General features: G+C 55.9%; 22 protein-coding genes. 12 read left to right on the top strand and 10 right to left on the bottom strand.

The window, feature by feature from the left end; genetic code table 11:
• Nucleotides 1–61: 61 nt before the first annotated feature.
• The 5 genes from hisB to hisF are packed head-to-tail and all read left to right on the top strand — an operon-like array spanning nucleotide 62 to nucleotide 3,096.
• The gene (gene hisB, locus ACZRJQ_RS14780) at nucleotides 62–655 is read left to right on the top strand and encodes an imidazoleglycerol-phosphate dehydratase HisB (protein WP_019411757.1); all 594 of its coding nucleotides are present in this window, start codon (nucleotides 62–64) and stop codon (nucleotides 653–655) included.
• Entirely contained in the window at nucleotides 655–1,293 is a 639-nt protein-coding gene (gene hisH / locus ACZRJQ_RS14775) for an imidazole glycerol phosphate synthase subunit HisH (protein WP_463979075.1), read from the top strand. Before hisB ends, hisH begins: the two co-directional genes overlap by 1 nt.
• Nucleotides 1,293–1,553 carry a DUF2164 domain-containing protein gene (locus ACZRJQ_RS14770; protein WP_463979074.1) on the top strand — a complete coding sequence of 87 codons (261 nt, stop codon included), beginning with the start codon at nucleotides 1,293–1,295 and terminating at the stop codon, nucleotides 1,551–1,553. Before hisH ends, ACZRJQ_RS14770 begins: the two co-directional genes overlap by 1 nt.
• 24 nt (nucleotides 1,554–1,577) lie before the next feature.
• Nucleotides 1,578–2,315 (top strand): 1-(5-phosphoribosyl)-5-[(5-phosphoribosylamino)methylideneamino]imidazole-4-carboxamide isomerase, encoded by a 738-nt coding sequence (gene hisA / locus ACZRJQ_RS14765; RefSeq protein WP_463979073.1) that lies wholly within the window; start codon nucleotides 1,578–1,580, stop codon nucleotides 2,313–2,315.
• Nucleotides 2,316–2,325: 10 nt separating this feature from the next.
• The gene (gene hisF, locus ACZRJQ_RS14760; RefSeq protein ID WP_048400703.1) at nucleotides 2,326–3,096 is read left to right on the top strand and encodes an imidazole glycerol phosphate synthase subunit HisF; all 771 of its coding nucleotides are present in this window, start codon (nucleotides 2,326–2,328) and stop codon (nucleotides 3,094–3,096) included.
• Between the two features lie 57 nt (nucleotides 3,097–3,153).
• Here the strand turns inward: hisF and ACZRJQ_RS14755 are convergent, their stop codons facing one another.
• Complete coding sequence (locus ACZRJQ_RS14755; RefSeq protein WP_463979072.1) at nucleotides 3,154–4,803, bottom strand: hypothetical protein; 1,650 nt, start codon at nucleotides 4,801–4,803, stop codon at nucleotides 3,154–3,156.
• A gap of 213 nt (nucleotides 4,804–5,016) precedes the next feature.
• Here ACZRJQ_RS14755 and ACZRJQ_RS14750 point away from each other — a divergent pair, with 213 nt between their 5' ends.
• On the top strand, nucleotides 5,017–5,772 hold the full coding sequence (locus ACZRJQ_RS14750) for a substrate-binding periplasmic protein (protein ID WP_463979071.1): 756 nt from the start codon (nucleotides 5,017–5,019) through the stop codon (nucleotides 5,770–5,772).
• Nucleotides 5,773–5,864: 92 nt separating this feature from the next.
• Here the strand turns inward: ACZRJQ_RS14750 and ACZRJQ_RS14745 are convergent, their stop codons facing one another.
• The 4 genes from ACZRJQ_RS14745 to gpmI form a co-directional block, all read right to left on the bottom strand.
• Nucleotides 5,865–6,647 carry a divergent polysaccharide deacetylase family protein gene (locus ACZRJQ_RS14745; RefSeq protein ID WP_463979070.1) on the bottom strand — a complete coding sequence of 261 codons (783 nt, stop codon included), beginning with the start codon at nucleotides 6,645–6,647 and terminating at the stop codon, nucleotides 5,865–5,867.
• A 2-nt stretch (nucleotides 6,648–6,649) separates the two neighbouring features.
• On the bottom strand, nucleotides 6,650–7,963 hold the full coding sequence (locus ACZRJQ_RS14740; RefSeq protein ID WP_463979069.1) for a S41 family peptidase: 1,314 nt from the start codon (nucleotides 7,961–7,963) through the stop codon (nucleotides 6,650–6,652).
• Between the two features lie 35 nt (nucleotides 7,964–7,998).
• Entirely contained in the window at nucleotides 7,999–9,285 is a 1,287-nt protein-coding gene (locus ACZRJQ_RS14735; RefSeq protein WP_463979068.1) for a murein hydrolase activator EnvC family protein, read from the bottom strand.
• Between the two features lie 207 nt (nucleotides 9,286–9,492).
• Entirely contained in the window at nucleotides 9,493–11,028 is a 1,536-nt protein-coding gene (gpmI, locus tag ACZRJQ_RS14730; RefSeq protein ID WP_463979067.1) for a 2,3-bisphosphoglycerate-independent phosphoglycerate mutase, read from the bottom strand.
• A 148-nt stretch (nucleotides 11,029–11,176) separates the two neighbouring features.
• Here gpmI and ACZRJQ_RS14725 point away from each other — a divergent pair, with 148 nt between their 5' ends.
• Genes ACZRJQ_RS14725 through secB form a run of 3 tightly spaced genes read left to right on the top strand, consistent with a single transcriptional unit; the run spans nucleotide 11,177 to nucleotide 12,371 of the window.
• On the top strand, nucleotides 11,177–11,590 hold the full coding sequence (locus ACZRJQ_RS14725) for a rhodanese-like domain-containing protein (RefSeq protein WP_463979066.1): 414 nt from the start codon (nucleotides 11,177–11,179) through the stop codon (nucleotides 11,588–11,590).
• A gap of 2 nt (nucleotides 11,591–11,592) precedes the next feature.
• Entirely contained in the window at nucleotides 11,593–11,847 is a 255-nt protein-coding gene (gene grxC / locus ACZRJQ_RS14720; RefSeq protein ID WP_463979065.1) for a glutaredoxin 3, read from the top strand.
• 41 nt (nucleotides 11,848–11,888) lie between these two features.
• The gene (secB, locus tag ACZRJQ_RS14715) at nucleotides 11,889–12,371 is read left to right on the top strand and encodes a protein-export chaperone SecB (RefSeq protein WP_463979064.1); all 483 of its coding nucleotides are present in this window, start codon (nucleotides 11,889–11,891) and stop codon (nucleotides 12,369–12,371) included.
• A gap of 160 nt (nucleotides 12,372–12,531) precedes the next feature.
• Here the strand turns inward: secB and ACZRJQ_RS14710 are convergent, their stop codons facing one another.
• Nucleotides 12,532–12,987, bottom strand: coding sequence for a tRNA (cytidine(34)-2'-O)-methyltransferase (locus ACZRJQ_RS14710; RefSeq protein WP_463979063.1), 456 nt, complete (start codon nucleotides 12,985–12,987; stop codon nucleotides 12,532–12,534).
• Between ACZRJQ_RS14710 and ACZRJQ_RS14705 the strand changes: the two genes are divergently transcribed.
• Nucleotides 12,986–13,423: a hypothetical protein gene (locus ACZRJQ_RS14705; protein ID WP_463979062.1), complete on the top strand. Its 438-nt coding sequence runs from the start codon at nucleotides 12,986–12,988 to the stop codon at nucleotides 13,421–13,423. The two genes, ACZRJQ_RS14710 and ACZRJQ_RS14705, sit on opposite strands and share 2 nt — an antisense overlap.
• A 362-nt stretch (nucleotides 13,424–13,785) precedes the next feature.
• Here the strand turns inward: ACZRJQ_RS14705 and ntrC are convergent, their stop codons facing one another.
• From ntrC to glnA, 4 genes are all read right to left on the bottom strand, one after another.
• Nucleotides 13,786–15,219: a nitrogen regulation protein NR(I) gene (ntrC, locus tag ACZRJQ_RS14700; protein WP_463979061.1), complete on the bottom strand. Its 1,434-nt coding sequence runs from the start codon at nucleotides 15,217–15,219 to the stop codon at nucleotides 13,786–13,788.
• Nucleotides 15,216–16,301 carry a nitrogen regulation protein NR(II) gene (gene glnL / locus ACZRJQ_RS14695; protein WP_463979060.1) on the bottom strand — a complete coding sequence of 362 codons (1,086 nt, stop codon included), beginning with the start codon at nucleotides 16,299–16,301 and terminating at the stop codon, nucleotides 15,216–15,218. Before glnL ends, ntrC begins: the two co-directional genes overlap by 4 nt.
• A 371-nt stretch (nucleotides 16,302–16,672) precedes the next feature.
• Nucleotides 16,673–17,200: a DUF4124 domain-containing protein gene (locus ACZRJQ_RS14690; protein WP_463979059.1), complete on the bottom strand. Its 528-nt coding sequence runs from the start codon at nucleotides 17,198–17,200 to the stop codon at nucleotides 16,673–16,675.
• A 177-nt stretch (nucleotides 17,201–17,377) separates the two neighbouring features.
• On the bottom strand, nucleotides 17,378–18,784 hold the full coding sequence (gene glnA, locus ACZRJQ_RS14685; RefSeq protein ID WP_047281915.1) for a glutamate--ammonia ligase: 1,407 nt from the start codon (nucleotides 18,782–18,784) through the stop codon (nucleotides 17,378–17,380).
• Between the two features lie 333 nt (nucleotides 18,785–19,117).
• Between glnA and thiI the strand changes: the two genes are divergently transcribed.
• Both thiI and typA read left to right on the top strand, forming a co-directional pair.
• Complete coding sequence (gene thiI, locus ACZRJQ_RS14680; RefSeq protein WP_463979058.1) at nucleotides 19,118–20,572, top strand: tRNA uracil 4-sulfurtransferase ThiI; 1,455 nt, start codon at nucleotides 19,118–19,120, stop codon at nucleotides 20,570–20,572.
• 139 nt (nucleotides 20,573–20,711) lie between these two features.
• A complete protein-coding gene (gene typA, locus ACZRJQ_RS14675; RefSeq protein WP_463979057.1) occupies nucleotides 20,712–22,532 on the top strand; it encodes a translational GTPase TypA in 1,821 nt (606 codons plus the stop codon).
• Nucleotides 22,533–23,320 lie beyond the last annotated feature (788 nt).

Raw genomic sequence — 23,320 nt, 5'->3', positions numbered from 1 at the left:
TTTGTCAGACCCGTGCCTATAATGACCACCTTTTTCGCCCAATGATTTTGCGGAGCTGGTGATGGCCGAACGTAAGGCGTCAGTCGAGCGCGATACTCTGGAAACCCAGATCAAAGCCTCGATCAACTTGGATGGTACCGGTAAGGCCCGATTTGATATCGGTGTGCCTTTTCTTGAGCATATGCTCGACCAGATCGCCCGACATGGGCTGATCGACCTGGACATCGAGTGCAAAGGCGACCTGCATATCGACGACCACCATACCGTCGAGGACGTAGGCATCACCCTCGGTAAAGCCTTCAACCAAGCCGTCGGCGACAAAAAAGGTATGACCCGTTATGGGCACGCCTATGTCCCGCTGGACGAAGCGCTGTCACGCGTGGTGATCGATTTTTCTGGCCGTCCAGGCCTGCAAATGCACATCCCTTACACTCGCGCCACTGTGGGCGGCTTCGATGTTGACCTGTTTCAAGAGTTCTTTCAGGGCTTTGTGAACCACGCCAACGTGACGCTGCACATCGACAACCTGCGCGGCACCAACACTCACCACCAGATCGAAACAGTGTTCAAGGCCTTTGGCCGTGCGCTGCGCATGGCGATCACGCTTGATGAGCGTATGGCCGGGCAAATGCCATCGACCAAGGGCGTGCTCTGATGCAGACAGTGGCAGTCATTGATTACGGCATGGGTAATTTGCACTCGGTCGCCAAGGCGCTGGAGCACGTTGGCGCCGGTCGAGTGCTGATCACCAGCGATGCTGATGTGATTCGTGAAGCTGACCGCGTGGTGTTTCCCGGTGTGGGTGCAATTCGCGACTGCATGGCAGAAATTCGCCGCTTGGGTTTCGATTCGCTGGTGCGCGAAGTCAGTCAAGACCGCCCGTTTCTCGGGATTTGTGTCGGCATGCAAGCCTTGCTTGACCACAGCGAAGAGAACGGCGGTGTTGATTGCATCGGGCTGTTCCCAGGCCAAGTGAAGTTGTTCGGCAAAGATCTGCACGAAAACGGCGAGCACCTCAAAGTGCCGCACATGGGCTGGAACGAAGTTCAGCAAAAAGTCGATCACCCGCTGTGGCACAGCATCCCTGATTTGGCGCGCTTCTACTTTGTACACAGCTACTACATCGCGGCGGGCAACCCTCGCCAAGTGGTGGGCGGTGGGCATTACGGCGTCGATTTCGCAGCGGCATTGGCTGAGGGTTCGCGCTTTGCGGTGCAGTTCCACCCTGAGAAAAGCCATACCCACGGCTTGCAGCTGCTGGAAAACTTTGTGGCTTGGGATGGGCGCTGGTAATGGCGCCGCGCAAGCCAAAGCCGCCGATTCTCACGCTCACCCCCGAGCAAGAGAACGAAGCCAACAGCAAGATCAAACGCTTTATGGAAGACCGTTTCGAACTGGACTTAGGTTCGTTCGAGGCGGCAGAAATCCTTGAGCTGTTCACCCGCGAAATCGCGCCGCATTACTACAATCGCGCGATTTTCGATGTGCAGGCGCACCTCAAAGAGAGGTTCGAGAGCATCGAAAGCGACCTGTGGGCGCTCGAAAAAAACTGACTCCAGAATTTGAAGGTTTGCCAGATGCTGATTATTCCCGCTATCGATCTTAAAGACGGTGCCTGTGTACGCCTGCGTCAGGGCCGCATGGAAGACTCCACAGTATTTTCTGATGACCCAGTGAGCATGGCCGCCAAATGGGTAGAAGGCGGTTGCCGTCGTCTGCACCTGGTTGACTTGAATGGCGCCTTTGAAGGCCAGCCGGTCAATGGCGAAGTGGTCACTGCTATCGCCAAGCTGTACCCGCACCTGCCGATTCAGATCGGCGGCGGCATTCGTTCGCTAGAAACCATTGAGCATTACGTCAAAGCGGGCGTTAGCTACGTGATTTTGGGCACCAAAGCAGTCAAAAACCCTGAGTTCGTGGCTGAAGCGTGCCGCGCATTCCCCGGCAAAATCATTGTCGGCATGGACGCCAAAGACGGCTTCGTGGCAACTGATGGCTGGGCTGAAGTCAGCACTGTGCAGGTCATTGATCTGGCCAAGCGTTTTGAAGCCGATGGTGTGTCGGCCATCGTTTATACCGACATCGCCAAAGACGGCATGATGCAGGGCTGCAACGTGAGCTACACCGCTGCGCTGGCGGCTGCCACCACCATCCCTGTCATCGCATCGGGCGGCATTCACAATCTGGGCGATATCAAAGCCCTGATGGATGCCAAAGCGCCGGGCATCGTGGGGGCCATCACTGGCCGTGCGATTTATGAAGGCACTTTGGATGTGGCAGAGGCGCAGGCCTTCTGCGACAGCTACAAGGCCTGAGGAGAACGTCATGGCGTTAGCCAAGCGCATCATCCCTTGCCTGGACGTGGACAACGGCCGGGTTGTGAAGGGCGTCAAGTTCGAGAACATTCGTGATGCAGGCGACCCGGTAGAAATCGCCCGTCGATATGACGAGCAAGGTGCTGACGAGATTACGTTTCTCGACATCACGGCCAGCGTCGATGGCCGCGACACCACGCTCCACACTGTTGAACGCATGGCCAGTCAGGTGTTTATCCCGCTGACAGTGGGCGGCGGCGTGCGCTGCATTCAGGACATTCGTAACCTGCTCAATGCGGGTGCAGACAAAGTCTCGATCAACACGGCGGCGGTGTTTAACCCCGAGTTTGTGGGCGAGGCCGCGCAGCATTTTGGCTCGCAGTGCATCGTGGTTGCGATTGATGCAAAAAAAGTCTCGCAGCCGGGCGAAACCCCGCGCTGGGAAATCTTCACCCACGGCGGTCGCAAACCGACCGGGCTTGATGCTGTTGAGTGGGCCATGAAGATGGAAGGCTTGGGCGCCGGCGAGATTCTGCTGACCAGCATGGATCAGGACGGGATGAAAAACGGCTTTGACCTAGGTGTCACCCGCGCGATAAGCGATGCGCTGGGTATTCCAGTGATTGCCTCGGGCGGTGTGGGCAACCTTCAGCATTTGGCGGATGGCATCCTCGAAGGCCACGCCAGCGCTGTGCTGGCGGCGAGTATTTTCCACTTTGGCGAATACACCGTGCCAGAAGCCAAGGCCTATATGGCCGAACGTGGGATTGTGGTGCGCTAAGGCGCCAGCGAGCTGTATTCAGCGCCTGATCACGATCAGGCGCTGAACGTTGTTCAATTACAGCGGCTTCAGAATGTCGGTTCGTGGTTCTGAGCGCTGGCCCTCGGTGTTGATCATTACTGTACAGAGTTTGAAAACAGCATCTTCGGGGTAGATAAATTTAATGTAGTGCTCGGCAGTTAACTGTGTGTTGTTTCGCTTTATTAAGATCAGCTCTGGGTCTGTTGGGTGGTCGGTATGTTCATAAATTCTTTCCCAAGGGCCTGTATCGCGCCTTCTCACTTCCAAACCTGGAGTTTCGGCATATTCGTCAGGGCTTGCACAGTCTGTTGATTCAATAGGCCCGTATTTAGTTTCGTAACGCTTCAAGAAAGGTGAAGTGTAGTCCCAGTGTGCTGCGTAATAGGCACCGTTATTTTTGTGCGTGGTGAGTGTCATTTTAGGGGCTTGTGCTGGGCTTGCTTTAATACGCTCGATAGTGATTATTTTGGCAGCTTGTAAACGCGCATAAGTGGCTCGGTCTTCATGCGAGTCAATGCCAATGACGCAGAGCATGTGCATGCCTGTTTGATTGTTTAGTGTGAAATCAATGTGTGGTGATGTACGTTCAATGATTTCGCTGTATTGTTCGGCTGTGTGGCATTCGTTGGCAGTGTGCGCGTATTTATAACGGAAGTAGGGCGCATCGACAGTTAGGCTTAGTTCAAACTTTTCAGGTGTTAACCGCTTTATGGGATCGAGTATTTCCATTATTTGCGTGGGGGGCAAGTGCGTGCCGTTGAGCCTAACCGAGGTCAGCTTGTATAAGCCACATGCCGGACGGTTTGCATCGAGCAACCCTTGCACAAAACAGTGATTGAGAAACGAAACGGGCCGTGTGTAGTGGGTATCTGGTTTTAATACAGATGTGCCTGCTTCGAGTTCGCAGGGCGAGCCTACAAGGCACTTCTCTGCGGGTTTAGCGCCGTGAGTGCTCGCGACCAATACACTCACCAGTTCGTTGGTGGCTTTATTCAGTACCGGCCCGCCAAACCCGCTACGTGTCAGGGGCGCGCATTGGTTGGTCAGTAATTGGGTGCTGACCCAAGGGTGGGTGATGATATCAGCAGAGGCCAGTTGGGTGCAGCTTGTCGAGTGCAAACTATCGAAACCAGGAATGCCCAGCATCAATATTTCAGCGCCCGCAGGCGGACTGTTTGCAGCGATTTTCAAAGGTTGTATGCCGTCAGCCAATAGCGTGGACAAAGGTGCTTGAAGTTCAATAATTGCCAAGTTTGTGCCTTCGTCACTTTGCCAGATTATGTTGTTAAATGCATATTTTTTTATATTGGAAAGTGTATTGTCGAACTTGTTGAAATAAACGTTCCCTTGCGAAGCTGTATTTTGCTGAACGCCACCGGGGTAGATGTAATTTCCCGTTAATGAGGTGTTTAAGCAACGATGGCTGGTAATGACGTAAGCGGGTGATGTGCTTGTTTGTGCGCCTTCAATTCGCGTGTCTAACAAACTGGCTGTGCAAGAGGCGTTATTAGGCCCCATAATTCGGCCAATGCCTGTCCATGTATGGGTTATATCACTGGCGTCGCTTGAAAGATTTAAAGCTTCGGCCTGGCCTGGGAGGGTAATAGGCGTTTGAGTATTAGCGAGTGCGCTAAATGAGGCGGCGTTAAGTGCTATTAACGCAAAAAATAATAGGGTGTATTTCATAAGTTAGCCTGTGTATGAAGTATCGTGGACCTTGCTTAAGGTGTCTGGATTAATAAAAACAGATTCACGCGTTCTGATGAGGTACTTATATATGGCTGGCAAATTCAGGGCGCCAGCTTAGGTGTTTACTGCGCGTGTTACCCCGAAAGGCTACTGGACAGCATGGTGAGCGAGGGGCACTCTTGGGCACGCCATGGATTTAGGTTGCCTGTCATGTTTAAACGTTTTTTGCTCGTGCTTGCTGGCTTTGCGATGTTACTGACGAATGCCGTATTCGCGGCAGACCCTTCGCGTCAATCGCTGGTATTGCTGACTGAAAATTTTCCGCCTTACAACATGGCCAAAAACGGCAAAAATTTTGCACAGAACCAGAATATCGAAGGCATCGCTGCCGACATTTTGCGTGAAACCTTCAAACGGGCCGATATCGCTTACAGCATGACGCTGCGATTTCCTTGGGAGCGCATCTATAACCTTGCCCTCAATAATCCAGGCTATGGCGTCTTCGTCACTGCGCGAGTGCCTGAGCGCGAGGCATTGTTCAAATGGGTTGGCCCCATCGGCCCGGATGACTGGGTATTATTGGCCCGGGCCAATAGCCCGATTACGTTGACCTCCCTTGAGCAAGCTCGCCAATACCGGGTAGGCGCTTATAAAGACGATGCGATCGCTTTGTCGTTAGAGGCCCAAGGGCTTGCGCCAGTGATTGTGTTGCGAGACCAAGACAACGCCAGAAAGCTTCAGTCCGGTCAGATCGACTTATGGGCCACGGGTGATCCGGCGGGGCGCTTTTTGGCGCGTCAGGTGGGCATATCAGGGTTTAAGACCGTGTTGCGCTTCAACAAGGCTGAGTTGTTTTTAGCGTTGAATAAAGAGGTGCCTGACGAGGTAGTGGCCAAGCTTCAGGCGGCGCTGGAGCAGTTGCGGGCTGAAGGTGTGATCGACAAAATCAGCGCCAAGTACCTGTAGACGCGAGCTTGATCGCGATCCAATCAATGCGTGTTATTTGATGTGCCGCGTCTAACCTTTCGCGAGCAAGCGCGCTCCTACAGGGCCAAATTTCAGCGATAAACCCCATCTTTTCCGTGCCCGGCCATGGCCTTGTTGCTGCGCACGCCAATCATTTGTTTGATGTCAATCCAATCAATGCCCTGCGCTTTGAGCTTGGGCAGTTCGCGTGCCAACACGGCAAGCGTTTGAGGGTAAGGGTGACCAATCATCACCGCCGAACCTTGCTTGTGCGCCAGCTTGATTGCGGTGTTCAGTTGAGTGGTGATGGCTTGTTCAGTGCGCACGTCGTCAAGAAACACATCCCGTGAAACGCTGGCCAAGCCAATTTTTTGCGCTTGGGCCGCAGCGACGGTTTGCGCGCTGGTGCGGCTGTCGACAAAGAATTTGTGGCGATGCAGCAAGTCGGACATCAACCAGGCCATTGCCTGCGGTTGTGATGTCATGCGGCTGCCCATGTGATTATTGATGCCGCTGGTGTACGGCACGGCCTTGAATGCGGCATTGAGGCGTTTTTCAAGCTCGTCGATGGGCAGGTCCGGGTGCCAGGCAAACGGGCCTGTTGCCGGGTCCATCGGCATGTGCAAGATGACAATTTTGCCCGCCTTGTGGGCTTCGCGAGCAAATTGGGCCGCGTGCGGGGTATCGGGCATTACCGCTGCGGTAACGGGGCCGGGCAAGGCCAGCACCTGCCGATCCCGTGGCAGGTTTTGCCCCAGGTCATCAATGATCAGGCTCACGTAAGCCTTGCGAGGTGCGTCGGTATGGCTGACCGATGCCGCGTGGGCAGCACCGGTCAGGCAGCAGAGCAGGGTGAGAGCAAGCCGCAGGCGCACCCTTAATTGCCGCGCGTGATGCTCAAGCCTTTGAGCAGGCTCAGCGCTTGGCTCAGCTGGAAGTCATCATCTTGTGGCATTGGCTTGGCTTTTGGGTCCGAGCCTGTCGGTTTGTCTGCGCCGCCGTTGCCATTGCCGAGGTGACCTTGCAGGTCGGCTTCTTTGAAGTACTCGGTGTCTTGCTCGCGGGTGATTTTAGCGCGGCTGACTTCGATGTCCGGCACGATGCCTTGCGCTTGAATCGAGCGCCCGTTCGGCGTGAAGTACAGTGCCGTGGTGATTTTCAATGCGCGGTCATTGTTCAGCGGCAGCACGGTTTGCACCGAGCCTTTGCCGAAGCTGGTGGTGCCCATCACCACGCCACGTTTTTGGTCTTGCAAGGCACCGGCAACGATTTCCGACGCCGAAGCGCTGCCGCCGTTGATCAGCACCACCAACGGTACGTTTTCGCTCAGGTCTTTGCCTGTGGCCGAGAAACGCAGCTCGGAGTTGGCGATACGGCCTTTGGTGTAAACAATCAGGCCCTTGGTGATGAAGTGATCGACTACTTCAACCGCCGATTGCAGCACGCCGCCGGGGTTGTTACGCAGGTCGAGAATGATGCCCTTAAGCTTCTTGTTGCCGTTTTCTTTGCGCAGCTTAGCCAGTGCTGCGGCTACTTCTTCGCCGGTTTTGACTTGGAACTGAGTAATGCGGATATAGCCGTAGCCGTCTTCAAGCAGTTGGGCTTTGACGCTTTTCACTTGAATGTTGGCGCGGGTCAGGGTCACGTCGAAGGGGGTGCCACCATTGCGCACCAGCGTCAGGGTGATTTTTTGCCCGATCTTGCCGCGCATCTTATCCACGGCTTCAGTCATGCTCAGGCCGCGTGTGGGCTGGCCGTTGATCTTGACGATGAAGTCGCCTGCTTGAATCCCGGCTTTGCTCGCCGGGGTGTCATCAATCGGCGAGACGATTTTGATGTTGCCGTCTTCAGTGCCGACTTCGATCCCCAGCCCGCCAAACTCGCCGCTGGTGCTTTCTTGCAATTCGGCGAAATCTTCTGGCCCCAGGTAGGCAGAGTGCGGGTCCAGATTGCTGAGCATGCCTTTGATGGCGTTTTCGAGCAGGGTTTTGTCGTCTACGGGTTCAACATACGCCGCCTTGATGCGGTCCATGACCTCGGCAAATGTACGCAGCTCCTCCAATGGCAGCGGTGCCTTGGCGCTGGCAGCGGGGGCAGGCTGAGCAGTCTGCTGGGCAGCCATTGCCACAGGCGCGCCGATCACCAAAGCGATCGACAGGGCCAGCGAGTTGAGGCGGGACAAGTGCGGCATGTTGAACAAACTCCTACGTATTAAAGGTGATGGGCTCATCCTTGAGCGCGGCACCATTGTGCAGGGTCGCTGGGGCGGCCCTGCTGACGAATAGCAAAATACAGTGCTGGCGTTGTTTGCCCACCGCTGTTGCCCACGGTGGAAATCACATCCCCTGCTTTAACAATGTCTCCGGCGGCCTTGAGCAATGTTTGGTTGTGACCATACAAACTCAGGTAGCCGTTACCGTGATCAAGGATCACCAACTGGCCAGCGCCGCGTAACCAATCGGCAAACACCACGCGCCCGCCATGTACCGCGTGTACTTGGGTGCCAGCGTTGGCGCTGATCATGACGCCGTCCCACTTGGTACGCGCATCGTCGCCGCGGCTTTCGCCAAAGCGTGCAAGCAATCGACCATCAACAGGCCAAGGAAGTTTGCCCCGTGCTTGAGAAAAAGGTCCGCCGTAAGAAACACCGGCACTGGAAACCAGCGCGCCGGGTGTCGATTTAACCGGTTTGCGTGGGGCGTCGGTGACCACCGATTCAGCCTCGCGCTGGCGTTTTTTCTCAGCTTCTTGCTGGGCAATCAGGGCTTTCTGGCGTGCGGCCTCTGCTTCGCGGGCTTGGCGGGCGAGCGTTTCTTCGATGGTCTTGAGGACTTTAGCCAAGTCGGCTTGATCCTGCTCGCGGGCTTGCAACTTTTGATCGCGGTCTTTGACGTCGCTATTGAGCTTGGCCAGCACTTGCTGACGCTCTTTGCGCACGTTATCGAGTTCGGCGCGCTGGCTGTCGAGGCTGCTTTTTTGCGACAGCAGTTGCGCTTGTTGCAGGTTGATCTCGGCTTCGACGTTGGCCAATTGGCGCAGGGTTTCGTTAAACCCCTTGAGCTGCTCCAGGCGGGCCTGGCTCAGATAGTCGTAATAGGTGAGGGTGCGGGCGAACTTCTCGGGGTTTTGTTGGTTGAGCAGCATCTTCAGGTATTCCTGACGCCCGCCTTGATACGCGGCGCGTGCCTGAATGGCGATCAGGTGTTGCTGTTCAATTTTTGCGCTGTGGAGTTTTTTTTTCTCGCTATCTAGGCGCAGCAGCTCGCCTTCACTCTTTTTTAGTTCTTTTTGCAGGGCCTCCACCTGCGTTTCCAGTTTGCCGATTTCGGTTTCGGTCCCGCGCAGGTCTTTCTGCACGCCGGATTTTTCTTGCTGGAGCTTGCCGAGGAGCTTTTTCAGCTCGCCGATATCCTGACGCGTGGCGTCCAGCTGTTGTTGAGTTTGTGCACGCTCGTCGGCAAACGCCGGTTGGAGCAGGCAAGTGAGAGCGAGGGCTATAAGGGCGCGGAGCATGGGGCGGGCGACACCTGGGGAATGGGACGGCCTAGTATGCCCGCCAACGTTGAGTATGAGAAATCCGTGAGACGAAATAGTAGCTGCAGATTCGGTATGTAAAGCCTTTGTAGTCGCTGCCGAAGGCTGCGAGGTGAATCGCGGTGCCTTCGAAATCGGGCTGCTGCGCAACCCTTCGCAGCCTGTGGCAGCGACTACAAGGTATGTTTAAGCGTCGACCAAAATCGAAGTGCCGGTCATTTCTTCAGGCTGTGGCAAGCCCAGCAGTTTAAGCATGGTCGGAGCTACGTCGGCCAATACGCCGCCTTCGCGAACCTTGAGTGCACGCTTACCCACATAGATGAACGGCACGGGTTCGCAGGTGTGGGCTGTGTGGGCCTGACCGGTGGACTCGTCAGACATTTGCTCAACGTTGCCGTGGTCAGCGGTGATCAGCGCTTCGCCGCCGACTTTTTCCAGCGCTTGCACAATGCGGCCTACGCAGGCATCCAGGCATTCAACTGCCTTTACTGCTGCTGCGAATACGCCGCTGTGGCCAACCATGTCGCCGTTAGCGTAGTTGACGACGATCACGTCATAGCGCTGGTGTTCGATGGCATCGACGATTTTATCGGTGACTTCAGGGGCGCTCATTTCAGGTTGCAGGTCGTAGGTAGCGACTTTCGGCGAGGGCACCAAAATACGCTCTTCGCCGGGGAACGGCTCTTCACGCCCGCCCGAGAAGAAGAAGGTGACGTGTGCGTATTTTTCGGTTTCAGCGATACGCAGCTGGGTTTTACCGTTTTTGGCCAGATAGTCGCCCAGCACGTTTTCCAGGCTGCCAGGGGCAAATGCACTTGGGGCCGCAATGCTGGCAGCGTATTGAGTCAGCATCACAAAGCCGGCCAATTGTGGCTGGCGGGCACGCTCGAACTCCTTGAAGTCGTCTTCAACGAATGCGCGGCTCAGCTCGCGGGCGCGGTCGGCGCGGAAATTCATGAACACCACAGCGTCGCCGTCTTCGACCTTCACGGGTTCGCCAATGGTGGTGGCTTTGACAAATTCGTCGCTTTCGCCACGGGCATAAGCGGCTTCAAGGCCTTCTTGTGCCGTCGCGGCGTTGAACTCGCCTTTGCCATCGACGATCAGGTTGTAGGCTTGAGCCACACGGTCCCAACGATTGTCACGGTCCATTGCGAAGTAGCGGCCAATCAGGCTGGCAATGCGGCCTTTGCCCATGTCCTTGAAGGCTTCATCCAACAGCTCAATCGACGATTGGGCGCTTTTTGGCGGAGTGTCGCGACCATCGAGGAAGGCGTGCAGGTAGATTTTTTCGGCGCCACGCTTGAACGCCAGTTCCGCCATCGCCACCAAGTGATCCTGATGGCTGTGAACGCCACCATCGGACAACAGGCCCATGATGTGCACGGCCTTGCCCGCGCCGACAGCGTTGTCGACCGCAGCGCAAATGGTCGGGTTTTCAAAGAACTCGCCATCACGGATCGATTTAGTGACGCGGGTAAAGTCCTGATACACAACGCGGCCTGCACCGAGGTTCATGTGGCCCACTTCGGAGTTGCCCATCTGGCCATCCGGTAAGCCTACATCCATGCCCGAGCCGGAAATCAGGCCATTTGGCAGGCTCGCGCACAGGCGGTCGAGTACGGGTTTTTTGGCCGCATACACGGCGTTGGATTCGTGGCTTTCACTGTGACCGAAGCCATCCAGGATGATCAGGACCAAAGGTTTAGGCGTGGCAGTCATAGATCCCACTCGTGGCTGGTTTAAAAGAAGGTTTGCAAAGGAGGGGCAGTTTAAAGCGAAGTTCAGGTGGCGTCACCGCCGGGCGGGGTTTGGCCGACCAAGGTGGCTGTGTATACTGGCCCACATTTTACGACCCTGGAACCTTCTGATGGTTGATCACCTGATTGCATTTGCCACTTCTCACTACCTGCTTGTTGGCGCGTTTGTCATCCTGCTGGTGATGTTGATTGCCCACGAGATTAGCCGTGGCGGACGTAGTATCAGCACCGGCGAGCTGACCGGACTGGTCAATCGCGATGAAGGTGTGGTGATTGATATTCGCCCGGCCAAGGACTTTGCAGCTGGCCACATTGTGGGTTCGTTGAACATCCCACAAGACAAGCTGATGGCGCGCGTTGCCGAGCTGGATAAGCACAAGGGTAAAACCCTGATTCTGGTCGATGCTCAAGGCCAACATTCTGGTTCCCACGCCCGTGAGCTGCTCAAGGCAGGCTACAACGCGGCCAAGCTATCCGGCGGTATTTCCAGCTGGCGCGCCGATAACCTCCCAGTGGTGAAGTAACTATGTCCAAGGTCATCGTGTATTCCAGCGACTATTGCCCTTACTGCATGCGAGCCAAGGCTCTGCTTGAGAAAAAGGGCGTTGCCTTTGAAGAGATCAAAGTCGACGGCAAGCCGCAAGTGCGTGCAGACATGGCCCAGAAGGCCGGTCGCACGTCAGTTCCGCAAATTTGGATCGGCGATTTGCATGTAGGTGGATGCGATGACCTGTTCGCTCTGGAGCGCGCAGGTAAATTGGATGCGCTACTGAACGTCTGACTCTCAACTTCTATAAGCCCCAAGATCAACAAGGATCTGTGATGACTGACCAACAGAACACCGCTGCGACTGAAGAAGATACTTCTCCACAATTTTCTCTGCAGCGTATCTATGTGCGTGACTTGTCGTTCGAAGCGCCAAAAAGCCCGGCGATCTTCCGTCAGCAGTGGGAGCCGGCTGTTGCTCTGGATCTGAACACGCGTCAAAAGCCGCTGGAAGGCGACTTCTACGAAGTGGTTTTGACCTTGTCGGTAACCGTGAAAAACGGTGAAGAAGTGGCCTTCATTGCAGAAGTACAGCAGGCTGGCATCTTCCTGATCAAAAACTTGGATCAAGGTTCGATGAACCACACCTTGGGCGCTTTCTGCCCGAACATCCTGTTCCCGTATGCCCGTGAAACGCTGGACAGCCTGGTTACCCGTGGCTCGTTCCCTGCGTTGATGCTGTCTCCGGTGAACTTCGATGCCCTGTACGCGCAAGAATTGCAGCGCATGCAAGAAGAAGGCACCCCGACTGTTCAATAAACGGTCGATGCAATACAAAAAAAGCGCCGTTTAAGGCGCTTTTTTTATGTTTGGGAACTGTAGTCGCTGCCTTAGGCTGCGAAGGGTTGCGCAGCTACCCGTCTACTTGAATCCCCGGCCACCTTTCTCGCAGCCTGCGCCAGCGACTACAGAGGGTCTGTTATTTGAACCCCAATTGGCGCCAGCCTTCGTAAACGGCGACGGCGACGGTGTTAGAGAGGTTCAGGCTGCGACAGCCTTCGCGCATCGGCAAGCGCAGGCGGTGTTCGCCATCCAGAGCATCAAGCACTTCAGGCGGCAAACCACGGCTTTCAGGCCCGAAGATAAAGGCATCACCTTCGGCAAACTGAGCATCGTGAAATGGCCGCGAGCCTTTGGTGGTGAACGCGAAAAGGCGCGGGTGGCCCAAACTTTCAAGGCAGCTCGCCAAATCGGCATGACGCTTGAGCGGGGCGTATTCGTGATAATCGAGCCCGGCGCGACGCAAACGCTTGTCGTCCAGCTCAAAACCGATAGGCTCGATCAAATGCAGGTGGCAGCCGCTGTTGGCGCACAGCCTGATAACGTTGCCGGTATTCGGCGGAATTTCTGGTTGAAAAAGGATGACGTGAAACATGCACGGCTCCGAACTTAAAGATGGGCAGCATTCTACGCCTGAAGAAGACCCAAGACCGAAACTATGGCCGCGGGTTTTAGGTTCTTTGGCGATAGTGGGTTTTATGGTGGGGATGATGATCGGTCGTTTGACCATTACCGAGCCGGTCCAGTTGCAGCAGGTTGACGTTCTGCCGGGCGCGCTGGTGGTGTGGTTCAGCGCTGAGCCCAAGCTGCATGGCGAGTTGGTCGACGGTACGTTGGGGGTGTTATTTGATGCTCAGGGCAAGCCGCAGAACGGTCAATTCAAGCTCAATGGCAAAGATGTTAACTGGCGGGTGCGCCTTACAGATGGCGGGTTGTTGCTGACGGTGGTGGCGGCCCGAGCCTTAAATGGCGACTGGGCTGGAGCGCCGCAGGATGGGCGCTGGCGCTTGCAGGTTAACTTGCGTGAGTAATAAAAGAGGGAGCACCGGCCTGCCTGTACCGGGTTCCCCAAACGGGTGTGCGCGTTGATGCAAAAGGCATCAAGGCTGCGGGTGTAAAAGTGGGGAGTCTTGGCCTGCCTGTACCAAGGTCCCCTAAACCGTTGTTGCTTGGTAATAGGTATTGCAGGGCACGTGCCAGTTTCTGTTTTTTTGTAGGATTACTTTCCCTAATACGCAAAAGCCCCGAAATCCGGGGCTTTTGCGTATGGGGCAGGTTTTTCGAGAGCCACCGTGCAAACCATCGGGCTAGAGCGGTGCACAAAAATGGGGCGTGTTGCTTGAGGCTGGTGCGTACTGACGTGTAGGCGCTGGCCCAGGGTTATTTTCCAAATTTACACTTCGTCGCCATCATCCTCGTCGCCGTCGATTTTCATGCCCAGCTCTTTGATTTTGCGGGTCAGGGTATTGCGGCCCCAGCCCAGCAGCAGGGCGGCGTCACGGCGACGGCCTGCGGTGTGTTTGAGCGCCGTTTCGATCATGATCCGTTCAAAGGTTGGTACTGCGCTGTCGAGCAGGCTGGTTTGGCCACGGCCCAGCGCTTGGTCGGCCCATTGGCGTAACGCTTGTTCCCAATTGGTGATCGGCGAAGAGTCGTGTTGCAGGTTCAGCAGCTCGGGCGGCAAGTCGCTGATGTGTACTTCGCGGCCCGAAGCCATGACCGTAATCCAGCGGCAAGTGTTTTCGAGCTGGCGTACGTTGCCCGGCCACGGCAGGTTTTTCAGGTATTGCTCGGTTTCGGCTTTGAGCAGCTTGGGTTCTACCGACAACTCTTGGGCCGCGCTGCTGAGGAAGTGCCGTGTCAGCGTCGGGATATCTTCGCGTCGATCCGACAAACGCGGGATGTGAATGCGAATGACGTTCAGGCGGTGGAACAAGTCTTCCCGGAACTTGCCTGCTTGCACCAGCGTTTCGAGGTTTTGATGTGTCGCGGCAATAATGCGTACATCGACTTTGACCGGTATGTGGCCGCCGACACGGTAAAACTCCCCATCGGCCAGCACCCGTAGCAAGCGGGTTTGAGTATCGGCGGGCATATCGCCGATTTCATCGAGAAACAATGTTCCGCCATCGGCCTGCTCAAAGCGTCCGCGGCGCAAGTTGGCCGCCCCGGTGAAGGCGCCTTTTTCGTGCCCGAAGAGTTCTGATTCCATCAAGTCTTTCGGTATCGCCGCCATGTTCAGCGCAATGAACGGTGACGCAGCCCGTGGGCTATGGCGATGCAGGGCGTGGGCCACCAGCTCTTTCCCCGTGCCTGACTCACCGTTGATGAGCACGGTGATGTTGGAGTGGCTGAGGCGACCAATGGCGCGAAACACTTCTTGCATCGCTGGCGCTTCGCCAATGATTTCAGGCGTTGGCGCCGCAGCGGGGGCAACGGCCAGACCTTGTTGCTCCTGCGCATGCTGATTGGCGCGCTTGACCAGCGACACGGCGTCGTCAACATCGAACGGCTTGGGCAGGTACTCGAATGCGCCGCCCTGATAGGACGCCACTGCGCTGTCCAGATCGGAGTGGGCGGTCATGATAATCACCGGCAAACGCGGGTGTTGCTCACGAATTTTGGCCAGCAGGTCGAGCCCGCTGGCGCCGGGCATGCGGATGTCCGAAATAATCACGTCAGGCTGTTGGCGAGCCAAACGGCTCATCACCCCATCGGCGCTGTCGAAGCTTTGTGTGGTCATGCCTTCCTGTTGCAAGGCTTTTTCCAGGACCCAACGGATAGAACGGTCGTCATCGACGATCCACACGGTTTCACTTCGGCTCATGTCGATGCGGCTCCTTGTTCCAGTGGTAGAAAGATCGAGAAGAGTGTGTGGCCGGGGTGGCTCTCACACTCGATCAATCCCTGGTGTTGACTAATGATGTTCTGCGTAATGGCCAGCCCCAGCCCGGTGCCATCAGGGCGGCCGCTGACCATCGGAAAGAAAAGGGTGTCTTGCAGCTCGGCCGGGATGCCCGGCCCGTTGTCGATGATTTCGATCTTGGTGACCAGTCGGTGACGAATGTGGCCAATGGTGAATTGGCGCATGGCGCGTGTACGTAGGCTGATACGCCCCAGACGCAGCTCATTTTGGCTGCCAATGGCTTGCATCGCGTTGCGCACGATATTGAGCACGGCCTGAATCATCTGCTCGCGGTCGATGAGCAGGTCGGGCAGGCTCGGGTCGTAATCACGCACCAACGTGATGCCACCTTGTGTTTCAGCCTCGACCAGATTGCACACGCGCTCCAGCACTTCGTGAACATTGGTCATGGCCAGCGACGGTAGCTTGTTGGAGCCCAGCATGCGGTCGACCAGATTACGCAGGCGATCGGCTTCTTCGATGATCACGTTGGTGTAATCGCGCAGGTTTTCATCGGGCAGTTGGCGTGCCAGCAGTTGTGCGGCGCCGCGAATCCCACCGAGCGGGTTTTTGATTTCATGGGCCAGGCCGCGCACCAGCATTTTGCTGGTTTCCTGCTTGGACAGTTGGGCTTCTTCTTTGGTGATGCGTAGCAGGCGGTCTCGGGGGTGGACTTCGAGCAGTAGCAGGGTGGCGCCATGACTCAAAATCGGTGTGACCGCGTAATCGACTGTCAGTGTTTGGCCTGTGAGGGAGGTCAGCATGGCTTCGCGTTTGGTAAAGGGGTGGGCTTGCTCAACCGCTTGGCGCAGTGAATACAGAGCCTCGGTGGACTCGGTAAACAGTTCGCTGATGAATTGCCCATGACTGCGCTGGCCGCTAATGGCCAGTAGCATTTCTGCCGCCGGGTTCATGTACTCAAGGCGTAAATCGGCATTGAGTAGAAGGGTGGCGGTAGTCAGGTTGTCGAGTAACAGTCGGTGCAGGGCATCACTGATGGTCATGGGCCGATCCCGGATTGCGTGCGCGGGTGAGGCGCTGATGCAAGGAAAATGCAAAAACCAAACCAAGGCCCCGAAAAGAAGCGCGAAAGGCCTGAAATGGGCGTCGTGAGTCAGCTTTGCACGCGCACGTTTTTAAAAAGTGAGTCTTTTTGAACCAAATTGGGCTGAGAAGTGTGTGCCTAGACTATAGCTGCACCAATATAGTGCAAGGTTGTTGAATGGATTCAGCCTGACTTAAATCAGATAGCGCGGTGCCTCAGTGAAACTGTGCTGCAGGTTTACGATCGCTTCGCAATCGGACGCAGCCTTCGGCAGCTGCTACGAAAAGTACGGTTTGTGAAGCCGCCTTAGGCCAGGCAGTAACACGGTATTTACGATTGTCCTTTACGCAGGAAGTGGCGTTGCAGGTGAAATCTCACGGCGGAGCTTTGCTGCACCATTGTGTCGCCTTCCAGCACGCGCACGGCCAGTTGGTGTTCACCGCGATCAAGATTGAGCAATTGCAGGTCGGTGCGGTGGCTGGGTTGGCCATAAGGCTGGTTGTCGAGCACCAATTGCAGCTGATGTTGAGGCTTGAGCGGTGGCTGCACGGTTATATGCACGGTGAAGCTGCCGTTGTTGGCGCGCAATGCCTGATCCGCTGGTATGCCGTTCAGTGCCAGCACGGTATAAGCGGTTTGCGATAACTCTTGTTCGGGTAAAAGGTGTTCCGGGTTGTGAGGTCTCTGCTCTGGCAGTGCCTGTTGGCGATTGAGCGGCGGTAGCTCCAGAGGCAGATTGTTCGAATGTTGGCAGGGCGTGTCGCAATAATGGGTTCGGCCATGAGCGTCCACAGACTTGTAAACCTGTGCGCTTGCCAGCGGTGTAATTAGCAGCAAGGTGATGAGTAAGCGGCGCATAGGGCAGCGTCCGTACGATGAATGGGCTCAAAGTACAGATAGCGCATTGGATTGGCTGTCAGGCGTAGATCGGAACGAGGTCGGGCTTTGCCTCGGTTTTGCGTAAGACACCGCTCATAAAAAAGACCTCCCGAAGGAGGCCTTTTGAGTCACGCCGCGAGTGCGGGTGAAACTGGATTAGCAGCTGTAGTACAGCTCATATTCCAGTGGGTGTACGAAGGTGCGTACTTTGATTTCTTCTTCGCTTTTCAGAGCAATGTAAGCGTCGATGAAGTCGTCGCTGAAAACGCCGCCTTTGGTCAGGAACGCACGACCTTTGTCCAGCTCTTCCAGGGCTTCTTTCAGGCTGCCGCACACTTGTGGGATCTCTTTGGCCTCTTCAGGCGGCAGGTCGTACAAGTTTTTATCAGCAGCGTCGCCAGGGTGGATCTTGTTCTGGATACCGTCCAGGCCAGCCATCATCAGTGCAGCGAAGCACAGGTACGGGTTGGCTGCTGGATCCGGGAAGCGTGCTTCGATACGGCGAGCTTTAGGGCTGGACACGTAAGGAATACGGATCGACGCAGAACGGTTGCGAGCCGAGTAGGCCAGCATGACCGGAGCTTCAAAACCTGGCACCAAACGCTTGTAGGAGTTGGTGGACGGGTTGGTGAAGCCGTTCAGAGCCTTACCGTGTTTGATGATGCCGCCGATGAAATACAGAGCAGTGTCGGACAAGCCGGCATAGCCTTCGCCAGCGAAGGTGTTTTTGCCTTCTTTGGAGATGGACATGTGAACGTGCATGCCCGAGCCGTTGTCGCCGTACAGAGGCTTAGGCATGAAAGTAGCGGTACGGCCGTAGGCGTCTGCCACGTTGTGTACGCAGTATTTCAGGGTCTGAACTTCGTCAGCCTTTTTCACCAGAGTGTTGAACTGCACGCCGATTTCGTTTTGGCCAGCAGTTGCCACTTCGTGGTGGTGAACTTCAATAACCAGACCCATTTCTTCCATAGCGTTGCACATGGAGGTACGGATTTCGTGGTCATGGTCGAACGGTGGAACCGGGAAGTAGCCGCCTTTGATGCCTGGACGGTGGCCACGGTTGCCGCCTTCTACGTCCTGATCGGACATCCAAGAACCTTGTTCGGAGTAGATCTTGAACATGGAACCGGAAATGTCGGACTTGAATTTCACTTCGTCGAAGATGAAGAACTCAGGCTCTGGACCGACAAAAACAGTGTCACCGATACCGGTGGACTTCAGGTATTCCTCGGCACGGGTAGCGATGGCGCGCGGGTCGCGGTCATAGCCTTGCATGGTCGAAGGTTCGATGATGTCGCACACCAGAATCAGCGTTGGCTGCTCGGTGAATGGGTCCAGGACGGCAGTGCTGTCGTCTGGCAGCAGGATCATGTCGGACGCTTCGATGCCTTTCCAGCCAGCAATGGAGGAGCCGTCGAACATTTTGCCGTCGGTGAAGAAGTTTTCATCCAGCGCATCACGGGCCGGCATGGTCACGTGGTGCTGAGTGCCTTTGGTGTCAGTGAAGCGCAGATCAATCCACTTGACGTCATGATCTTTGATGAGTTGAACCGACTTCGACATAGTGTCCTCCGGGGTGGCTTAGGGCTGGTGGTGGAATAGCCCTTAATAAGTGGTTGATGCCGGCGCGAATACTCTGCCAAGGCAACCTGCCTCACAAGGGAGCAAATTGCATGCCAGTGCCCCGACTTGGGTGCAATGCCCCAATCTCAAGCAGGTAAGCGCGGCAGACTACCGATTAGCGGGCTCAATCGCACTCTAATGAAGCGAAAAACATACTTTTTGCTTCATTTTGGTGCGAGCAAAACCGTTTGTACGATAACTGGTTAAACCTTGAGCAATTTCCGCTATAATCCGCGCCCCCCTTTTTTGGCAGGCTGCTCGCGCGCTGTTTTCATGAAATTAATCGTTAAAGTCTTCCCCGAGATCACTATCAAGAGCCGCCCGGTTCGGATGCGTTTCGTCCGCCAATTGGCTAAAAACATCCGTGCTGTGCTCCGCGATCTGGACCCGGCTGTGGTGGTGACAGGTGTGTGGGACAACATCGAGCTGCAAACGCGTGTGAGCGACCCCAAAGCCCTGAAGGAGATGACTGAGCGCCTGAGCTGCATGCCGGGCATCGCGCATTTCCTGCAGGTTGACGAGTACCCGCTGGGCGACTTCGACGACATCGTCGAAAAGTGCAAAGTGCACTTTGGTGATGCGCTGGCAGGCAAGATTTTTTCGGTGCGTTGCAAGCGCGCTGGCAAGCACCCTTTTACCTCGATGGAAGTCGAGAAATACGTCGGCAGCAAGCTGCGACGTGAGTGCGGTGCCGCCGGGATTTCGCTCAAAAACCCGGAAATCGAAGTCCGTCTCGAAATTCGCGACCAACGGTTGTTTGTGATCCACAGTCAGCACGACAGCATCGGCGGTTACCCGCTGGGCGCCCTTGAGCAGACGCTTGTGCTGATGTCGGGCGGTTTCGATTCAACGGTGGCGGCCTACCAGATCATGCGTCGCGGCCTGATGAGCCACTTTTGCTTCTTCAACCTCGGCGGGCGTGCCCACGAGCTGGGCGTGATGGAAGTCGCGCACTACATATGGAAGAAGTACGGTAGCTCTCAACGCGTGCTATTTGTCAGCGTGCCGTTTGAAGAAGTGCTGGGCGAAATTCTCGGCAAAGTCGATAACAGTCATATGGGCGTCATTTTGAAGCGTATGATGTTGCGCGCTGCGTCCCGTATTGCGGACCGGCTCGACATTGATGCGTTGGTGACGGGCGAGGCGATTTCGCAGGTTTCCAGCCAAACGCTGCCAAACCTGTCAGTGATTGACTGCGTGACCGACAAACTGGTCTTGCGCCCGCTGATCGCCAGTCACAAGCAGGACATCATTGATCAGGCGGTTCAAATCGGCACAGCCGATTTTGCCAAGCACATGCCTGAATACTGCGGGGTGATTTCGGTTAACCCTAAGACCCACGCCAAGCGCCCGCGTGTGGAGTACGAAGAACAACAGTTTGATATGGCCGTGCTTGAGCGAGCGCTTGAGCGGGCCAAACTGGTGCCGATTGATCGGGTGATCGATGAATTGGGCCAGGATTTGCAAGTCGAAGAAGTCAGCGAAGTGCTCGCGGGTCAGATCGTGATCGACATCCGTCACCCGGATGCTCAAGAAGATCAACCGCTGGAACTGGCTGGCATCGAAGTACAAGCGTTGCCGTTCTATGCTTTGAACAGCCGCTTTAAGGAACTGGATGACACTCGTCAGTACCTGTTGTATTGCGACAAAGGCGTGATGAGTCGCCTGCATGCTCACCATTTGCTCAGTGAGGGACATGCCAATGTGCGCGTTTATCGACCGAGCTAAGAGCCCGGGGCTGTATGCCTGTGGCCTGCGTCACCGGCCCCCCGACGCCGCGGTCAAGCTGTAACGGCAAGGCCTGACTCTACTGTTAATCGCTGCCACGACCTGTCAGCACACCGAATCCTCTGATCGAGATACACAAGTGATCGAAAATCTACGTAACATCGCCATCATTGCTCACGTTGACCACGGTAAAACTACCCTGGTAGACAAACTCTTGCGTCAATCCGGCACTCTGGAGCGCGGCGAGCTTAACGACGAACGCGTGATGGACTCCAACGACCAGGAGAAAGAGCGCGGTATTACCATTCTGGCGAAGAACACCGCTATCAACTGGAACGGCTACCACATCAACATCGTGGACACCCCGGGCCACGCCGACTTCGGCGGCGAAGTTGAACGCGTAATGTCGATGGTTGACTCCGTTCTGCTGCTGGTTGACGCCCAAGACGGCCCTATGCCGCAAACCCGTTTTGTGACCAAGAAGGCTTTCGAAGCCGGCCTGCGTCCAATCGTGGTTATCAACAAGGTTGACCGTCCAGGCGCACGTCCGGACTGGGTTCTGGACCAGATCTTCGACCTGTTCGACAACCTGGGTGCTACCGAAGAACAGCTGGACTTCAAAGTGGTTTACGCCTCTGCCCTGAACGGTATTGCTGGTCTTGACCACACCGAAATGGCTGAAGACATGACCCCGCTGTACCAGTCGATCGTCGACAACGTACCAGCACCAACTGTTGACCGTGATGGCCCGTTCCAGATGCAAATCTCGGCACTGGACTACAACAGCTTCCTGGGCATTATCGGCGTTGGCCGTATCGCTCGTGGTCGCGTTAAGCCGAACACTCCAGTTGTGGCTATCGACGTTAACGGCAAAAAGCGTAACGGCCGTATCCTGAAGCTGATGGGTCACCACGGTCTGCACCGTGTAGACGTTGAAGAAGCAGCTGCTGGCGACATCGTTTGCATCAGCGGTATGGATGAACTGTTCATCTCCGACACCCTGTGCGATCCAACCGTTGTAGAGGCCATGAAGCCTCTGTCGGTTGACGAGCCAACCGTTTCCATGACCTTCCAGGTAAACGATTCGCCTTTCTGCGGTAAAGAAGGCAAGTTCGTTACCAGCCGTAACATCAAGGAACGTCTGGACAAAGAACTGCTCTACAACGTTGCTCTGCGCGTTGAAGAAGGCGACACCGCTGACAAGTTCAAGGTTTCTGGCCGTGGTGAGCTGCACCTTTCGGTTCTGATCGAAACCATGCGTCGCGAAGGCTTCGAAATGGGCGTTGGCCGTCCAGAAGTAATCATCCGCGTTGTTGACGGTGTTAAGCAGGAACCGTTTGAAAACGTGACCATCGACATCCCTGAAGATTCTCAGGGCAAGGTGATGGAAGAGATGGGTCTGCGTAAAGGCGACCTGACCAACATGGTTCCGGATGGTAAGGGCCGTGTACGTCTGGAATACAACATCCCGGCACGTGGTCTGATCGGTTTCCGTAACCACTTCCTGACCTTGACTAACGGTGCAGGCATCCTGACCTCGATCTTCGATCGCTACGACACCATGAAGTCCGGCCACATGTCCGGCCGTCAGAACGGCGTACTGGTTTCGGTTGAGACTGGCAAGGCACTGACCTACTCCCTGGAAACTCTGCAAGCACGCGGCAAGCTGTTTGTTGAGCACGGTCAAGAGATCTACAACGGTCAAATCGTTGGTCTTAACAGCCGCGACAACGACATGGGCGTTAACCCTACCAAGGGCAAGAAGCTCGACAACATGCGTGCTTCGGGTAAAGACGAAACCATCGCTCTGGTTCCGCCTGTTCGCTTCACTCTGGAACAAGCTCTGGAATTCATCCAGGACGACGAGCTGTGCGAAGTGACGCCTAAGTCCATCCGTCTTCGTAAGAAGATCCTGGACGAAGGCGAGCGTACCCGCGCTGCTAAAAAAGCCAAAAACTAAGTCACTTAGTTAGCGGTTATAAAAACGCCCCCGGCCTTGCGGTCGGGGGCGTTTTTTTATGTCTTGAATTTGGCTGTTCTAAACTGCCGAAGGCTGAGATTTATTGATCTCATCTACAGATCGCAGCCTTCGGCAGCTCCCACGAGGGCATCACCCTGGTCTGCGTAGGAGCTGACGAGGAACGAAGGCTGCGATCGGGCGCGCAGCGTCCGTAAACCTGACAGCCCCGAGTGCCTGGCCCACCCCGGGGCCTGATTCTACGACTGATGCTCAGCAGCTCCCACACGAGGGCGTTACCCCGGTCTACGTAGGAGCTGACGAGGAACGAAGGCTGCGATCGGGCGCGCAGCGTCCGTAAACCTGGCAGCCCCGAGTGTCTGACCCACCCCGGGGCCTGATTCTACGACTGCTGCTCAGCAGCTCCCACACGAGGGCGTCACCCTGGTCTACGTAGGAGCTGACGAGGAACGAAGGCTGCGATCGGGCGCGCAGCGTCCGTAAACTGACAACCCCGAGTGTCTGATCCACCTCGGGGCCTGATTCTACGACTGATGCTCAGCAGCTCCCACGAGGGCATCACCCTGGTCTACGTAGGAGCTGACGAGGAACGAAGGCTGCGATCGGGCGCGCAGCGTCCGTAAACCTGACAGCCCCGAGTGCCTGGCCCACCCCGGGGCCTGATTCTACGGCTGATGCTCAGCAGCTCCCACGAGGGCATCACCCTGGTCTACGTAGGAGCTGACGAGGAACGAAGGCTGCGATCGGGCGCGCAGCGTCCGTAAACCTGA

Source organism: Pseudomonas sp. E315 (assembly GCF_055406205.1).
This window is presented reverse-complemented; position numbering and strand designations above follow the sequence as displayed.

What these genes read in the sequence shown, in the direction of transcription:
- hisB (WP_019411757.1), top strand. Translation starts at nt 62, where the DNA reads ATGGCCGAACGTAAGGCGTCAGTCGAGCGCGATACTCTGGAAACCCAG.
- hisH (WP_463979075.1), top strand. Translation starts at nt 655, where the DNA reads ATGCAGACAGTGGCAGTCATTGATTACGGCATGGGTAATTTGCACTCG.
- ACZRJQ_RS14770 (WP_463979074.1), top strand. Translation starts at nt 1,293, where the DNA reads ATGGCGCCGCGCAAGCCAAAGCCGCCGATTCTCACGCTCACCCCCGAG.
- hisA (WP_463979073.1), top strand. Translation starts at nt 1,578, where the DNA reads ATGCTGATTATTCCCGCTATCGATCTTAAAGACGGTGCCTGTGTACGC.
- hisF (WP_048400703.1), top strand. Translation starts at nt 2,326, where the DNA reads ATGGCGTTAGCCAAGCGCATCATCCCTTGCCTGGACGTGGACAACGGC.
- ACZRJQ_RS14755 (WP_463979072.1), bottom strand. Translation starts at nt 4,803, where the DNA reads ATGAAATACACCCTATTATTTTTTGCGTTAATAGCACTTAACGCCGCC.
- ACZRJQ_RS14750 (WP_463979071.1), top strand. Translation starts at nt 5,017, where the DNA reads ATGTTTAAACGTTTTTTGCTCGTGCTTGCTGGCTTTGCGATGTTACTG.
- ACZRJQ_RS14740 (WP_463979069.1), bottom strand. Translation starts at nt 7,963, where the DNA reads ATGCCGCACTTGTCCCGCCTCAACTCGCTGGCCCTGTCGATCGCTTTG.
- ACZRJQ_RS14735 (WP_463979068.1), bottom strand. Translation starts at nt 9,285, where the DNA reads ATGCTCCGCGCCCTTATAGCCCTCGCTCTCACTTGCCTGCTCCAACCG.
- gpmI (WP_463979067.1), bottom strand. Translation starts at nt 11,028, where the DNA reads ATGACTGCCACGCCTAAACCTTTGGTCCTGATCATCCTGGATGGCTTC.
- ACZRJQ_RS14725 (WP_463979066.1), top strand. Translation starts at nt 11,177, where the DNA reads ATGGTTGATCACCTGATTGCATTTGCCACTTCTCACTACCTGCTTGTT.
- grxC (WP_463979065.1), top strand. Translation starts at nt 11,593, where the DNA reads ATGTCCAAGGTCATCGTGTATTCCAGCGACTATTGCCCTTACTGCATG.
- secB (WP_463979064.1), top strand. Translation starts at nt 11,889, where the DNA reads ATGACTGACCAACAGAACACCGCTGCGACTGAAGAAGATACTTCTCCA.
- ACZRJQ_RS14705 (WP_463979062.1), top strand. Translation starts at nt 12,986, where the DNA reads ATGCACGGCTCCGAACTTAAAGATGGGCAGCATTCTACGCCTGAAGAA.
- ACZRJQ_RS14710 (WP_463979063.1), bottom strand. Translation starts at nt 12,987, where the DNA reads ATGTTTCACGTCATCCTTTTTCAACCAGAAATTCCGCCGAATACCGGC.
- ntrC (WP_463979061.1), bottom strand. Translation starts at nt 15,219, where the DNA reads ATGAGCCGAAGTGAAACCGTGTGGATCGTCGATGACGACCGTTCTATC.
- glnL (WP_463979060.1), bottom strand. Translation starts at nt 16,301, where the DNA reads ATGACCATCAGTGATGCCCTGCACCGACTGTTACTCGACAACCTGACT.
- ACZRJQ_RS14690 (WP_463979059.1), bottom strand. Translation starts at nt 17,200, where the DNA reads ATGCGCCGCTTACTCATCACCTTGCTGCTAATTACACCGCTGGCAAGC.
- glnA (WP_047281915.1), bottom strand. Translation starts at nt 18,784, where the DNA reads ATGTCGAAGTCGGTTCAACTCATCAAAGATCATGACGTCAAGTGGATT.
- thiI (WP_463979058.1), top strand. Translation starts at nt 19,118, where the DNA reads ATGAAATTAATCGTTAAAGTCTTCCCCGAGATCACTATCAAGAGCCGC.